The organism is Streptomyces sudanensis, from assembly GCF_023614315.1.
Lineage (GTDB): Bacteria > Actinomycetota > Actinomycetes > Streptomycetales > Streptomycetaceae > Streptomyces > Streptomyces sudanensis.
Genome location: NZ_CP095474.1, coordinates 1835527 through 1849090, shown reverse-complemented (window position 1 = coordinate 1849090; position 13564 = coordinate 1835527). Strand labels below are relative to the sequence as shown.

General features: G+C 72.3%; 11 protein-coding genes. 6 read left to right on the top strand and 5 right to left on the bottom strand.

The window, feature by feature from the left end; all coding sequences use genetic code 11:
* Window positions 1-72: 72 nt before the first annotated feature.
* Genes MW084_RS08575 through MW084_RS08565 form a run of 3 tightly spaced genes read right to left on the bottom strand, consistent with a single transcriptional unit; the run spans window position 73 to window position 2862 of the window.
* Window positions 73-963: a metal ABC transporter permease gene (locus tag MW084_RS08575; protein ID WP_010468539.1), complete on the bottom strand. Its 891-nt coding sequence runs from the start codon at window positions 961-963 to the stop codon at window positions 73-75.
* Between the two features lie 2 nt (window positions 964-965).
* Complete coding sequence (locus tag MW084_RS08570; protein WP_010468540.1) at window positions 966-1730, bottom strand: metal ABC transporter ATP-binding protein; 765 nt, start codon at window positions 1728-1730, stop codon at window positions 966-968.
* A gap of 37 nt (window positions 1731-1767) precedes the next feature.
* Window positions 1768-2862: a metal ABC transporter substrate-binding protein gene (locus MW084_RS08565; protein ID WP_010468542.1), complete on the bottom strand. Its 1095-nt coding sequence runs from the start codon at window positions 2860-2862 to the stop codon at window positions 1768-1770.
* Between the two features lie 143 nt (window positions 2863-3005).
* Here MW084_RS08565 and MW084_RS08560 point away from each other — a divergent pair, with 143 nt between their 5' ends.
* The 5 genes from MW084_RS08560 to MW084_RS08540 all read left to right on the top strand — a co-directional run bounded on the left by MW084_RS08560 (window position 3006) and on the right by MW084_RS08540 (window position 10802).
* Complete coding sequence (locus MW084_RS08560; protein ID WP_010468544.1) at window positions 3006-4388, top strand: glycine--tRNA ligase; 1383 nt, start codon at window positions 3006-3008, stop codon at window positions 4386-4388.
* Window positions 4389-4607: 219 nt separating this feature from the next.
* A complete protein-coding gene (locus MW084_RS08555) occupies window positions 4608-4787 on the top strand; it encodes a DUF6243 family protein (RefSeq protein WP_010468545.1) in 180 nt (59 codons plus the stop codon).
* A gap of 163 nt (window positions 4788-4950) precedes the next feature.
* A complete protein-coding gene (gene dusB, locus MW084_RS08550) occupies window positions 4951-6087 on the top strand; it encodes a tRNA dihydrouridine synthase DusB (protein ID WP_010468546.1) in 1137 nt (378 codons plus the stop codon).
* A gap of 400 nt (window positions 6088-6487) precedes the next feature.
* Window positions 6488-9199 carry a pyruvate, phosphate dikinase gene (gene ppdK / locus MW084_RS08545; protein WP_010468547.1) on the top strand — a complete coding sequence of 904 codons (2712 nt, stop codon included), beginning with the start codon at window positions 6488-6490 and terminating at the stop codon, window positions 9197-9199.
* Window positions 9200-9773: 574 nt separating this feature from the next.
* Window positions 9774-10802: an ArsR/SmtB family transcription factor gene (locus MW084_RS08540; RefSeq protein WP_029553289.1), complete on the top strand. Its 1029-nt coding sequence runs from the start codon at window positions 9774-9776 to the stop codon at window positions 10800-10802.
* Here the strand turns inward: MW084_RS08540 and MW084_RS08535 are convergent.
* Complete coding sequence (locus MW084_RS08535) at window positions 10772-11926, bottom strand: alkaline phosphatase PhoX (RefSeq protein WP_010468549.1); 1155 nt, start codon at window positions 11924-11926, stop codon at window positions 10772-10774. The two genes, MW084_RS08540 and MW084_RS08535, sit on opposite strands and share 31 nt — an antisense overlap.
* A gap of 363 nt (window positions 11927-12289) precedes the next feature.
* Here MW084_RS08535 and MW084_RS08530 point away from each other — a divergent pair, with 363 nt between their 5' ends.
* Window positions 12290-12727, top strand: a complete 438-nt coding sequence (locus tag MW084_RS08530; RefSeq protein ID WP_010468550.1) for a VOC family protein — start codon at window positions 12290-12292, stop codon at window positions 12725-12727.
* 207 nt (window positions 12728-12934) lie between these two features.
* Here MW084_RS08530 and MW084_RS08525 read toward each other — a convergent pair whose 3' ends face one another.
* Window positions 12935-13525, bottom strand: coding sequence for a class F sortase (locus tag MW084_RS08525; protein WP_039828741.1), 591 nt, complete (start codon window positions 13523-13525; stop codon window positions 12935-12937).
* Window positions 13526-13564: the final 39 nt, after the last annotated feature.

Sequence of the window (13564 nt, the reverse complement as noted above, 5' to 3'; positions counted from 1 at the left end):
CCGCTCACGTCGGGCCATTGTGCCAGTCCCCGCGCCGGGGCCCCGCAGCCGAGGTGCCCCCACCCGCCGTTTTCAGACCCGGACGTCGTCCGCCGTCCCCGGGGAGGGCCGCACGCCGTCGTACCCCTTCGCCGCGGCCTCCGCCGCCCGGGCGCGGCGCCGGGCCAGCGGCGCCGCCAGCGCGGCGAACAGCGCGAACACCGCGATGGCCAGCAGCACGATCGTCGCGCCGGGCGGGACGTCCTGGTAGTACGTGGTGACGGTGCCGGCCAGCGTCACGGACGTGCCGATGAGCACCGCCACCGCCAGCGTGGCGCGGAAGCTCCGGGTGAGCTGCTGCGCCGCCGCCACGGGCACCACCATCAGGGCGCTGACCAGCAGCAGCCCGACGACGCGCATCGCGACGGTCACGGTCACCGCGGCCGTCACGGCGACGAGCAGGTTCAGCGCCCGCACCGGCAGGCCGGTCACCCGCGCGAACTCCTCGTCCTGGCTGACGGCGAACAGCTGGCGGCGCAGCCCCAGCGTGACCGCCATCACGAACGCCGCGAGGACGCAGATCGCGGTCACGTCCTCCGGGGAGACCGTCGCCAGCGAGCCGAACAGGTAGCTGACCAGGTTCGCGTTGGAGCCGCTCGGGGAGAGGCTGGTCAGCAGCACGCCGCCGGCCATGCCGCCGTAGAAGAGGAGGGCGAGCGCGATGTCGCCGCGCGTGCGCCCGTACATGCGGATCAGCTCCATCAGGACGGCCCCCGCCACCGAGACGAGGCCGGCGACCCACACGGGATTGGCCGACATCAGGAAGCCGAGGCCGACACCGGTCATGGCGACGTGGCCGATTCCGTCGCCCATCAGGGCCTGCCGCCGCTGCACCAGGTGGATGCCGACGGCGGGCGCGGTGACGCCGACCAGGACGGCGGCGACGAGCGCCCGCTGCATGAAGGCGTGGTCGAGGAATTCCATGGTCAGGTCAGCAGTCCCAGGCGGAGCGGCTCGTCGGCCGCGTGCGGATGTACGTGGTCGTGACCGGGCAGCGCGTGCTGGCCGACGGCCTTCGGAGGCGGCCCGTCGTGGACGACGCACCCGTCGCGCAGGACGACCGCGCGGTCGATCAGCGGCTCCAGCGGCCCCAGCTCGTGCAGGACGAGCAGCACGGTCACGCCGTTCGCGACCTGCTCGCGCAGGGTCGAGGCGAGCACCTCCTGGCTGGCCAGGTCGACGCCCGCCATCGGCTCGTCCATGATCAGCAGGTCCGGCTCCGAGGCGAGGGCCCGGGCTATCAGCACCCGCTGGTGCTGGCCGCCGGAGAGCGCCCCCACCGAGTCCTTCGCCCGGTCGGCGAGGCCGACCAGCTCGACGGCCCGGTCCACGGCCTCCCGGTCGGCGCGGGAGAGCCGGCGCAGCCCCGCCCGCGAGAGCCGGCCGGACGACACGACCTCGCGGACCGTCGCCGGGACGCCGCTGGCGGCCGTGGTGCGCTGCGGTACGTAGCCGACGCGCGCCCAGTCGCGGAAGCGGCGCAGCTCGGTGCCGAACAGGGAGACGGTGCCGCCGGTGAGCGGGACCTGGCCGATGACGGAGCGGACGGCGGTGGACTTGCCGGAGCCGTTGGCGCCGAGCAGGGCGACGACCTCGCCGCGCTGGACGGCGAAGTCGACGCCGCGCAGCACGGGTCGGGAGCCCAGCGTGGCCGTGGCCGCCCGGACGGAGATGACGGGCTCGATGCTCACCGGGCCTCCAGGGGGGTGCGGGAAGGGGGGAGACGGGTCACTTCGCGCCGAGGGCCTTGCGGAGGGCCGTCAGATTGGCCTCCATGACCTCGAAGTAGTCAGTGCCCTTGGAGCGGTCGGTGATTCCCTCCAGCGGGTCCAGGACGTCGGTCTTCAGGCCGGTGTCCTTCGCGAGGGTCCGGGCGGTGCGGTCGCTGGCGAGGGTCTCGAAGAAGACGGTGGTGACCTTCTCCTTCCTGGCGATGGCCTGGAGCTCCTTGACGCGGGCGGGGCTGGGCTCCGACTCGGGGTCGAGGCCGGAGATGCCCTCCTGGTCCAGACCGTAGCGCCCGGCGAGGTGGCCGAAGGCGGAGTGGGTGGTGATGAAGGTGCGGGTCGCGGTGTTCTTCAGGCCGTCGCGGAACCGGGTGTCGAGGGCACCGAGCTTCCCCACCAGCTCGTCGGTGTTCTTCCGGTAGGTCGCCGCGTTGTCCGGGTCGGCCTTGGCGAACCGGGCGCCGACGCCCTTGGCGACCTCCGCGTACTTCACCGGGTCCAGCCAGACGTGCGGGTCGCCGCCGGTCCCGGCCGCGTGGTCGTGCCCGTCGTGCCCGCCGGACTCCTCGGCCGCGTGGTCGTGCCCGCCGGGCTCCTCGGCGTGGGGCTCGCCGGAGTGCGACTCCTCGCCGTGCGGCTCCTCGGCGTGGGGCTCGTCCGTGTGGGGCTCCCCGGAGTGCGACTCCTCCGCGTGGGGCCCGTCCTCGTGCGCGCCGTGCGCGTCGAGGGTGGTGAGGGCGGCCGCGTCCACGGTGTGCTCGACGCCCGCCTGCCCGACCGCCTCGTCGACGGCGGGCTGGAGCCCCTTGAGGTAGAGGATGAAGTCGGCGTCGCCGAGCTCGGCTATCTGGCGCGGCTTGAGCTCCAGGTCGTGCGGCTCGACCCCCGGCCGGGTCAGCGTGGTCACGGAGACCTTGTCACCGCCGATCCGCTCGGCCAGGAACTGCATTGGGTAGAACGACGCCACGACATCCAGTCTGCCGCCTCCGTTCTCCTTCGCGCCTCCCGAGGTCCCGGAGCAGGCGGAGAGCGTGACCAGGGCGAGGGCGGCGGCGCCGGCGGCGGCGGTCTTGGATATGGGACGGCGTACGTTCATGACACTCATTTTCATCCTTTCTGGAAACGATTGTCAACAAAGTGGCCCAGTGGCCCCCGCCACCCACCGATTTGATCCCGGGGGCGCGCCCGCCGCTAATCTGGGGCATTCGCCGTCCGTCACCGTCGTATGAAGAGAGCACCGTGGCCGCCGACAAGATCGACACCATCGTCAGCCTGAGCAAGCGCCGTGGCTTCGTCTACCCCTGCAGCGAGATCTACGGTGGTCAGCGCGCCGCCTGGGACTACGGGCCGCTCGGTGTGGAGCTGAAGGAGAACATCAAGCGCCAGTGGTGGCGCTACATGGTCACGTCCCGCGAGGACGTCGTCGGCCTCGACTCGTCGGTGATCCTGGCCCCCGAGGTCTGGGAGGCCTCCGGCCACGTCGCGACCTTCACCGACCCGCTCACCGAGTGCACCTCCTGCCACAAGCGCTTCCGCGCCGACCACCTGGAGGAGGCGTACGAGGAGAAGCACGGCCGCCTGCCCGAGAACGGCCTCGCCGGCCTCAACTGCCCCAACTGCGGCAACAAGGGCACCTTCACCGAGCCCAAGCAGTTCTCCGGCCTGCTCTCCACGCACCTCGGCCCGACCCAGGACTCCGGTTCCGTCGCGTACCTGCGCCCCGAGACCGCGCAGGGCATCTTCACCAACTTCGCCCAGGTGCTGCAGACGTCGCGCAAGAAGCCGCCGTTCGGCATCGCGCAGATGGGCAAGTCCTTCCGGAACGAGATCACTCCGGGCAACTTCATCTTCCGCACGCGCGAGTTCGAGCAGATGGAGATGGAGTTCTTCGTCAAGCCGGGCGAGGACGAGCAGTGGCAGGAGTACTGGATGGAGCAGCGCTGGAACTGGTACACGGGCCTGGGCCTCCGTGAGGAGAACATGCGCTGGTACGAGCACCCGCAGGAGAAGCTCTCCCACTACTCGAAGCGCACCGCCGACATCGAGTACCGCTTCCAGTTCGGCGGCAGCGAATGGGGCGAACTGGAGGGCGTCGCCAACCGCACCGACTACGACCTGAAGGCCCACTCCAAGGCGTCCGGCAACGACCTGCTCTACTTCGACCAGGAGGCCCAGGAGCGCTGGACGCCGTACGTCATCGAGCCCGCCGCCGGTGTCGGCCGCACCATGCTGGCCTTCCTGCTCGACGCGTACGTCGAGGACGAGGCGCCGAACGCCAAGGGCAAGATGGAGAAGCGCATCTCGCTGCGGCTCGACCCGCGCCTCGCGCCGGTCAAGGTCGCGGTCCTGCCGCTCTCCCGCAATCCGGAGCTGTCCCCGAAGGCCAAGGGCCTGGCGGCGGACCTCCGCCAGAACTGGAACATCGAGTTCGACGACGCGGGCGCCATCGGCCGCCGCTACCGCCGCCAGGACGAGATCGGCACGCCGTTCTGCGTCACCGTCGACTTCGACACGCTCGAGGACAACGCGGTGACCGTCCGCGAACGCGACTCGATGCAGCAGGAGCGCGTCTCCCTCGACCAGATCCAGGGCTACCTCGCCACCCGCCTGGTCGGCTGCTGACGCACCCCGGAACGCCGCGCGGAGCCCCCGGTCCCCAGTGGGACCGGGGGCTCCGCGCCGCCGTGCGCCGAACGGAAAACCGGATGCCCGCCCGTGCGCCGGCCGGTACCGTCGTACCGGCCGGCGCACGCTCCGCCTCGCGGACGAGCGCGCCGCCCCCGCGCCTCCGGCGCCCCGCCCGGCACCCCGGGCGGCTCCTCACCCTCAAGGGAGGCCCCCGTGGCCAAGAGCCGCAACAACCTGCTCGGCGTGGGCGGGCAGCGCAGGAAGCCGTCCCGCCCGGAGCAGCAGGGCGCCGCCTCGCGGGGCGGCCGTACGAAGGAGGCCGCCGAGGCGAAGGCGGACCTGCTCCGCAGGATGCGCGAGCGCACCCGCGTCCAGGAGCGGGGCGAGGACTGACCCGCCGGCGAAGGGCCCGGCCGCCGGACGACGGCCGGGTCCTTCCCGCGTCCGCCTCCCGCGCCGTCCTACCGGACGCGACCCGACCGCCGCGCCGGTCCCGGGCGGCCGCCGGGGACCGCGGGGCGCGGGGATTGCCGGGGGGTGCGGGACAATGGGGCGCATGACCGCGTTCAGCCCCCTGTCCATCGGCCCGCACACCGTGCAGCCGCCGGTGGTGCTCGCCCCGATGGCCGGTATCACCAACGCACCGTTCCGCACGCTCTGCCGCGAGTTCTCAGGCGGCAGGGGCCTGTTCGTGAGCGAGATGATCACCACCCGGGCGCTGGTCGAACGCAACGAGAAGACCATGCAGCTCGTCCACTTCGACGCCTCCGAGACGCCGCGCTCCATCCAGTTGTACGGGGTGGACCCCGTCACCGTCGGCAAGGCCGTCCGCATGATCGTGGACGAGGACCTGGCGGACCACGTCGATCTGAACTTCGGCTGCCCCGTCCCCAAGGTGACCCGCAAGGGCGGCGGCTCGGCGCTGCCGTTCAAGCGGCCCCTGCTGCGGGCGATCCTCCACGAGGCGGTGGCCAACGCCGGGGACCTGCCGGTCACGATGAAGATGCGCAAGGGCATCGACGACGACCACATCACGTACCTCGACGCGGGCCGCATCGCCGTCGAGGAGGGCGTCACGGCGATCGCCCTGCACGGCCGCACGGCCGCCCAGCACTACGGCGGCACCGCCGACTGGGACGCGATCGCCCGGCTGAAGGAGCACGTCCCGGAGATACCGGTGCTCGGCAACGGCGACATCTGGTCCGCCGGCGACGCGCTGCGGATGATGCGCGAGACCGGCTGCGACGGGGTCGTCGTGGGCCGCGGCTGCCTGGGGCGCCCGTGGCTGTTCGGGGACCTCGTGGCGGCGTTCGAGGGGACGGGGGCGGCGGCGAAGCCGACCCTGCGGGAGGTCGCGGACGTCATGGTGCGCCACGCCCGGCTGCTCGGGGAGTGGATCGGGGACGAGTCACGGGGTGTCATCGACTTCCGCAAGCACGTCGCCTGGTACCTGAAGGGCTTCGCTGTCGGATCGGACATGCGCAAGCGGCTGGCGGTCACCTCCTCCCTGGAGGAGCTGCGTGCTCAACTGAGCGCGCTCGACCTGGACCAGCCCTGGCCCGCGGGCGCCGACGGGCCCCGGGGCCGGACCTCGGGGAACAACCGGGTCGTCCTGCCGGACGGCTGGCTGAAGGACCCCTACGACTGCGCCTCGGTGGGCGTGGACGCCGAGTTGGACACGTCGGGGGGCTGATCCCGGGGTGGACTCCAGGCGTCCGGATCATGGATTCCCCGGTCCAGCGGGAGCGTGATTCTCGCCACCCCTGATCGCGTGCATGCTCAGATGAGCATCCTCCGGATGGCTGCACTTCTCAAAGGGTGGCACTCAGTGCCACCCCTGCTTCCTTCACATGATGAAGACATGTGTGAGAGGAGGGTGCTCACATGAGCGATGCATGGGCGATTTTTGACCATGACGCTTCAAGGGGTGAAGCGTTCGTGCTCCCGCCGGTGCTCATTACGTAACTTTCGATCTGCTGGCGGACGGGTGGTTAAGGCCGCAGGACGGGTAGGCGTACCTCCCCAGACGCCTTCGATCTGGGTATGTTCCTCGCCGTCAGGGCAGCCACGTCGTCCTCGAGGAGTCGAGACCCGTGTCGGAAAACAAAGATCAGAAGTTCGTGTACGACTTCACCGAGGGCAACAAGGACCTCAAGGACCTCCTCGGCGGCAAGGGTGCCAACCTCGCCGAGATGACCAACCTCGGTCTCCCGGTGCCTCCGGGCTTCACGATCACCACCGAGGCGTGCAAGGTCTACCTGGAGAGCGGTGACGAGCCGCCCGCGCTCCGCGACGAGGTGAGCGCCCACCTCGACGCCCTCGAGCGGAAGATGGGCAAGAAGCTCGGCCAGGCCGACGACCCGCTCCTGGTCTCCGTCCGCTCCGGTGCCAAGTTCTCCATGCCCGGCATGATGGACACGGTCCTCAACATCGGTCTCTCCGACGCGTCCGTCGAGGGCCTCGCCAAGCAGTCCGGCGACGAGCGGTTCGCGTGGGACTCCTACCGGCGCCTCATCCAGATGTTCGGCAAGACCGTCCTCGGCGTCGACGGCGACCTCTTCGAGGAGGCCCTGGAGGAGGCGAAGAAGGCCAAGAAGGCCGCGGTCGACACCGACCTGGAGGCCGCGGACCTCAAGAAGCTCGTCAAGCAGTTCAAGAAGATCGTCAAGTCCGAGGCCGGCCGGGAGTTCCCGCAGGACCCCCGCGAGCAGATGGACCTCGCCATCAAGGCCGTCTTCGACTCCTGGAACGGCGACCGCGCCAAGCTGTACCGCCGCCAGGAGCGCATCCCGCACGACCTCGGCACCGCCGTCAACGTCTGCTCGATGGTCTTCGGCAACCTCGGCCCGGACTCCGGCACCGGCGTCGCCTTCACCCGCGACCCCGCCTCGGGCCACCAGGGCGTCTACGGCGACTACCTGCAGAACGCCCAGGGCGAGGACGTCGTCGCCGGCATCCGCAACACCGTGCCGCTCGCCGAGCTGGAGTCGATCGACAAGAAGTCGTACGACCGGCTCATGGGCATCATGGAGACGCTGGAGAACCACTACAAGGACCTCTGCGACATCGAGTTCACCATCGAGCGCGGCCAGCTGTGGATGCTCCAGACCCGCGTCGGCAAGCGCACCGCCGCGGCGGCCTTCCGGATCGCCACCCAGCTCGTCGACCAGGGCCTCATCGACGAGGCCGAGGCGCTCCAGCGCGTCAACGGCGCGCAGCTCGCCCAGCTGATGTTCCCGCGCTTCGACGAGGGCGCGGAGGTCGAGCAGATCGGCCGCGGCATCGCCGCCTCGCCGGGTGCCGCCGTCGGCAAGGCCGTCTTCGACTCGTACACCGCCGTCAAGTGGTCCCGCTCCGGCGAGAAGGTCATCCTCATCCGCCGCGAGACCAACCCGGACGACCTGGACGGCATGATCGCCGCCGAGGGCATCCTCACCTCGCGCGGCGGCAAGACCTCCCACGCCGCCGTCGTCGCCCGCGGCATGGGCAAGACCTGCGTCTGCGGCGCCGAGGAGCTGGAGGTCGACACCAAGCGCCGCCGGATGACCGTGCCGGGCGGGCACGTCGTCGAGGAGGGCGACGTCGTCTCCATCGACGGCTCCACCGGCAAGGTGTACCTCGGTGAGGTCCCCGTCGTGCCGTCGCCGGTCGTCGAGTACTTCGAGGGCCGGATGCACGCCGGCGCCGACGACGCCGACGAGCTGGTCCAGGCCGTCCACCGGATCATGGCGTACGCGGACCGCGTCCGCCGGCTGCGCGTCCGCGCCAACGCCGACAACGCCGAGGACGCCTCGCGCGCCCGCCGCTTCGGCGCCCAGGGCATCGGCCTGTGCCGCACCGAGCACATGTTCCTCGGCGACCGCCGCCAGTACGTCGAGCGGCTGATCCTCGCGGACACCGACAGCGAGCGCGAGGAGGCCCTCCAGGCGCTGCTCCCGCTGCAGAAGGGCGACTTCGTCGAGTTGTTCGAGGCGATGGACGGGCTGCCCGTCACCGTCCGCCTGCTCGACCCGCCGCTCCACGAGTTCCTGCCCGACATCACCGAGCTGTCGGTGCGCGTCGCCCTCGCCGAGGCCCGCAAGGAGCCGCACGAGAACGAGCTGCGCCTGCTCCAGGCCGTGCACCGGCTGCACGAGCAGAACCCGATGCTGGGCCTGCGCGGCGTCCGCCTCGGCCTGGTCATCCCCGGCCTGTTCACGATGCAGGTGCGGGCCATCGCGGAGGCGGCCGCCGAGCGCGTCGAGGCCAAGGGCGACCCGCGCGTCGAGATCATGATTCCGCTGGTCGGCACCGTGCAGGAGCTGGAGCTGGTCCGCGACGACGCCGAGCGGGTCATCGCCGAGGTGCAGCGGAGCACCGGCGTCGAGCTGAAGCTGGCGCTGGGCACGATGATCGAGCTGCCGCGCGCCGCGGTCACCGCCGGGCAGATCGCCGAGTGCGCCGAGTTCTTCTCCTTCGGCACCAACGACCTCACGCAGACCGTCTGGGGCTTCTCCCGCGACGACGTGGAGGCCAGCTTCTTCACCGCGTACCTGGAGAAGGGCATCTTCGGGGTGTCGCCGTTCGAGACGATCGACAAGGACGGCGTCGGGTCCCTGGTCCGCAGCGCCGTGGAGTCCGGCCGGGCCACCCGCCCCGACATCAAGCTCGGCGTGTGCGGCGAGCACGGCGGCGACCCGGAGTCGGTGCACTTCTTCCACGAGGTGGGCCTCGACTACGTCTCCTGCTCGCCGTTCCGGATCCCGGTCGCCCGCCTGGAGGCCGGCCGGGCCGCGGCCCAGTCGAGCGGCAGCGACAGCCGCTGACCCCGCCGGTCCCGCCGCGGCGCCCCGCGGCGGGACCGCGCGGTCACCGGAGCCGCCGCCATCCGGACCTCACCGGTCGGTGGCGGCTCCGGACCACGGAACAAGGAGGACGGGGCGGACGTCTCCATCGGGAGACGTCCGCCCCGTGCCGTTTCCGCCGGCCGTTCCCGCGAGGTGCGTGCCCTGTGAATTGACACCGGTCGAATTCCGTGCCGGTCGAAGGGCGGACCGTTTACGGAAGGCCGACGCGAGGCGGATTCCAAGCCTCAGTAGAGCAAACGAACGGCGGAGCGCGGCCACCGGATCCCCACCCGCCGACCGCGCCCCATTACCCCTGCCGGACAGGAGAGCCGCAACCTTTCAGTCCCGCCGCCAGGCGCGAGGAGCCCCCCACGGTCTCCCGACGCGCCGTCTCGGTCCTGAAGGTTTCCCGTCCGACGGCGTACAGCTTTTCGTTTTTCGGCCGTTCCCCGCGACGTGTTTCAACTGTGGCTGAAATGCCATGGTAACAACGTGTGATGACATGCATACTCTTCGGCGGGAGGTGATTGCGCATGCAACAGGTGGGGGTTCAGTGCTTCGCATACATTTCACCGGCGCGGATCTCGCGGGCGTCCGGATGGCGGCCCGCCCGGACGCGCTGTGGGAAACGATCCTCAGCTTTCACCGCCTGCGGGACCGCCGGGGCGCCCCGGTCTACGGGGAGTGGCGTTCCGAAACCCGGACACGGCTGAACGGCGAGACGCGGCTGCTGGGCGCGCTCGTCCCCGCGCGGGGGTACTTCCCCGACTTCCTGACCCCGCCGGAGGGCCTCCAGGGCCTGGACGCGGCGCTGGAGGCGGTGCGCGCCACACCGCCCGACCGCATCCGCGCGGAACTGTCCGTGCTCACCTCCGAACGCCCGTCCGCCGCCTCCCCGCCCGCCTGGACGGCGGCCCTGGCCGAAGGGCGCCCGGAGCCCCTCAGCCGGCTCCTGGGGGCGCTGCGCGGCTACCACCGGGCGGCCGTCGAACCGTACTGGACGTACATCCAGGCGCGGGTGGAGGCGGACCGGGCGGTGCGCGGCCGGGCACTGCTCGACGGCGGCACCGAGGAACTGCTGGCGTCCCTGCCCCCGATGCTGCGCTGGCGCGCACCCGTCCTGGAGGCGGACTACCCGGTCGACCGCGACGTACGGCTCGACGGGCGCGGACTGCTGCTCCAGCCGTCGTACTTCTGCCGGGGCACCGCCGTGACGTACCGGGACCCCGCGCTCCCCCCGGTCCTCGTCTACCCGGTGACCCACGCGGACGCCCCCGCCGCGGCCGGCGAACCGGGCGGGGCGCCGCTGGGGCGGCTGGTGGGCCACACCCGCTCCGCCGTCCTCAAAGCCATCGGCCAGGGCGGCACGACCAGCGAGCTGGCCCGCCGGGCCGGAGTGTCCCTCGCCTCGGCGAGCCAGCACGCGGGGGTGCTGCGCGACGCGGGGCTGGTGGTGACCCTGCGCCGGGGCAGCTCGGTGCTGCACACCCTGACGCCGCTGGGCGCCGCCCTGCTGCACGGCGGCGCCCAGCCCGTGGGTGAGAACGGCCGCTACGCGCGGAACGGCCCCGTCACCTCGTAGGTGATGCCGCCGGACGAGCTCCCCGTGGTGCCGCGCTGGCTGGAGAAGTACAGCCGCCGGCCGTCGGGGGAGAACGCCGGGCCGCAGATCTCCGAGCCGGACTGGCCGTTGATCCGCAGGAACGGCGAGACCACGTCGGCCGGTGTGATCAGGCAGATCTCCATGTTGCCGCCGTCCTCGGCGACGTACAGGTCGCCCGAGGACGAGCCGGTGATGTTGTCGACGCCCGTCAGCGGGGCGCCGGACGCCAGCGAGTCGTCGTACGCCAGCTCGTAGGTGTTCGCCGTCAGGTTCAGCCGCCACACGCGGCCGTCGCCCTTGGTGGTGAACCAGACGGTGCCGTCGGCGTAGTGGCAGCCCTCGCCGCCGTTGAACCGCTTGGCGCCGGACACCTGGTTGCGGGTGGCGGTGGGGGAGCCGTCCGGGTCGGGCACGGTGGCCCAGGTGAACGAGCCCGACGTGGCCGTGCCGGCCCGCAGCACCTGGAGGGTGCCGGTCGACAGGTCGCCCCAGGTGTTCGGGACGAAGCGGTAGAAGCAGCCGTCCGACGCGTCCTCCGTCAGGTAGACCACCCTGCGGACCGGGTCGGCCGCGGCGGCCTCGTGGTTGAAGCGGCCCATCGCGGCGCGGCGGACCGCGGCCTTCGCGCCCCAGGGGTCGGTCTCGTACACGTAGCCCGTGCTGACCTCCTCGCAGGACAGCCAGGTGTTCCACGGCGTCGCGCCGCCCGCGCAGTTGCGGTTGGTGTTGGACAGGATGCGGTACGCGCTGGTGACGTTGCCCGCGGAGTCGAAGCGGATGGCGCTCGCGCCGCCCGTGGTGGAGATCTCGGAGTTGGACACGTAGATCCAGCCGTTTCCGTCGGCGAAGCAGGCGCCGCCGTCCGGGGCGTCGTGCCAGACGTAGGACGTGGCGCCGACCCGCTGCCCGGACCGGGCGACGACCCGGCTGGTGAAGCCGGCCGGGAGCTGGATGCCGTTGGCGTCGGCCGCGCCGAGCGCTCCGTACGGGCCGGGACCGGGCTGGGCCGGGGCGGCGTAGGCCGCGCCCCGCATCAGCGTGTAACCGAAGGCCGCGGCCGCGCCGCCCGCGACCGCTCCGCGCAGGAAACTACGACGTTCCATTCATCACTCCACTGGGGTGGTGACCGCCCCGCCGCACCGGTCGGCGGCGGAGTCGCGCGTTGCCGGAAACTAGGGGTCCGGGATTGCCGGAGGGACAACGACCGGTGAAGGGCGGGGGGAGTCCGGCGGTCGGCTCTCCGGCAGGCGCCCCGCGCCCCCGCCGGCGGACCTGTCGGCCGGGCGGCGGTCCCACCGGGCGGCGGCGCCCGCCGTGCGTCCACCGCCCCCGCCCGGGGTACTCGCGGGGGCCGGATCCGGCGGGCGCCGCCCACCGGACGGATCCGGCCGCGCGGCGGCGATGAGTTCCGCCGGGCCCGGCAGTCCACCCTCTCGCAACGACCGCACCGGATGGAGGGATCCACCATGGAACAGATGATCTTCGTGAACCTGCCGGTCAAGGACCTCGACAGGGCCAAGGCCTTCTGGACGGAGCTCGGCTACTCCTTCAACCCGCAGTTCACCGACGAGAACGCCGCCTGCCTGGTCTTCAGCGACACCGTCTTCGCGATGCTCCTGACGGAGCCCTTCTTCGGGAAGTTCACCAAGAAGGCCATCGCCGACGCGTCCTCCACCACGGAGGTCATCGTCGCGCTGAGCGCCGAGAGCCGCGCCAGGGTGGACGAGCTCGTCGACAGGGCGCTGGCCGCCGGCGCGTCCCCCGCCGGGGAGACGCAGGAGTACGGCGACTTCATGTACAGCCGCTCCTTCCAGGACCCCGACCACCACATCTGGGAGATCGCCTGGATGGACGTCGAGAAGGCGCGGGAGCAGGCGGGGGAGCAGGGCGCCCCGCAGGGCTGAGCCGGGTGCGTCCGCCCGCGGCGGCGTGCCACCGGGCCCGTCCGTCCGGCGCGGGGTGCCCCGCCGCGGCGCGCGTCCCGGCGGGGCGGGGCACCCGGCCGGGCACCCGTGCGACGGGGCCCCGCACGCCACCGTGGCCCGCGGATCCGCCGCCGTCCGGCTCCTTTCCGCGGGAGGGGCCGGGCGGCGGGCGGGGAGCCGGAGCCGTCAGTACGCGCCGACGAGGTGGGCGTACGCGACGACGTTGCCCTGGTAGCCGGTCTCCGGGGAGAAACCGCCGCCGCAGGTGATGACGCGCAACTCGGCGCGGTCGGACGGGCCGTAGACCTTGTCGTCGGGGAAGTCGTCGTTGTCGTACACCTCGACGGCGTCGACGGCGAACACGGCGGTCCGCCCGTCCCGGCGCGCCACCTCGACGCGGTCGCCCTTCTTCAGCGCCCCCAGTGCGTAGAACACCGCGGGGCCCTCCCGGGTGTCGACGTGGCCCGCCATGATCGACGTGCCGCGGGCGCCGGGCGGGGTGCCGCCCTCGTACCAGCCGGCCACGTTGCGGTCGCCGGCGGGCGGCACCTCCAGGCTGCCGTCGGGGGCCAGACCGAGCCCGACGACGGGCGCGTCGACACCGATGCGGGGGATGCGGACCCGGGCCGGCGCGGACGGCGGCATCGGCTCCACGGCCGCGGCGGCGTACCGGCCGGGCCCGGCCGCGAACCCCTCGGCGGCGGACGGGGCGGGCGGAGCGCCCCCGCCGGAGCCGCTCTGCACCAGCCACAGGCCGACGCACGCGGCGACGGCCACGCCCCAGCCCTTGCGGGGGGCCTTGGTCTCGGGGGCGCT

Excerpts from the sequence above, each read along its gene's own strand:
- MW084_RS08565 (WP_010468542.1), bottom strand. The coding sequence starts at position 2,862 with ATGAACGTACGCCGTCCCATATCCAAGACCGCCGCCGCCGGCGCCGCC.
- dusB (WP_010468546.1), top strand. The coding sequence starts at position 4,951 with ATGACCGCGTTCAGCCCCCTGTCCATCGGCCCGCACACCGTGCAGCCG.
- MW084_RS08530 (WP_010468550.1), top strand. The coding sequence starts at position 12,290 with ATGGAACAGATGATCTTCGTGAACCTGCCGGTCAAGGACCTCGACAGG.
- MW084_RS08575 (WP_010468539.1), bottom strand. The coding sequence starts at position 963 with ATGGAATTCCTCGACCACGCCTTCATGCAGCGGGCGCTCGTCGCCGCC.
- MW084_RS08535 (WP_010468549.1), bottom strand. The coding sequence starts at position 11,926 with ATGGAACGTCGTAGTTTCCTGCGCGGAGCGGTCGCGGGCGGCGCGGCC.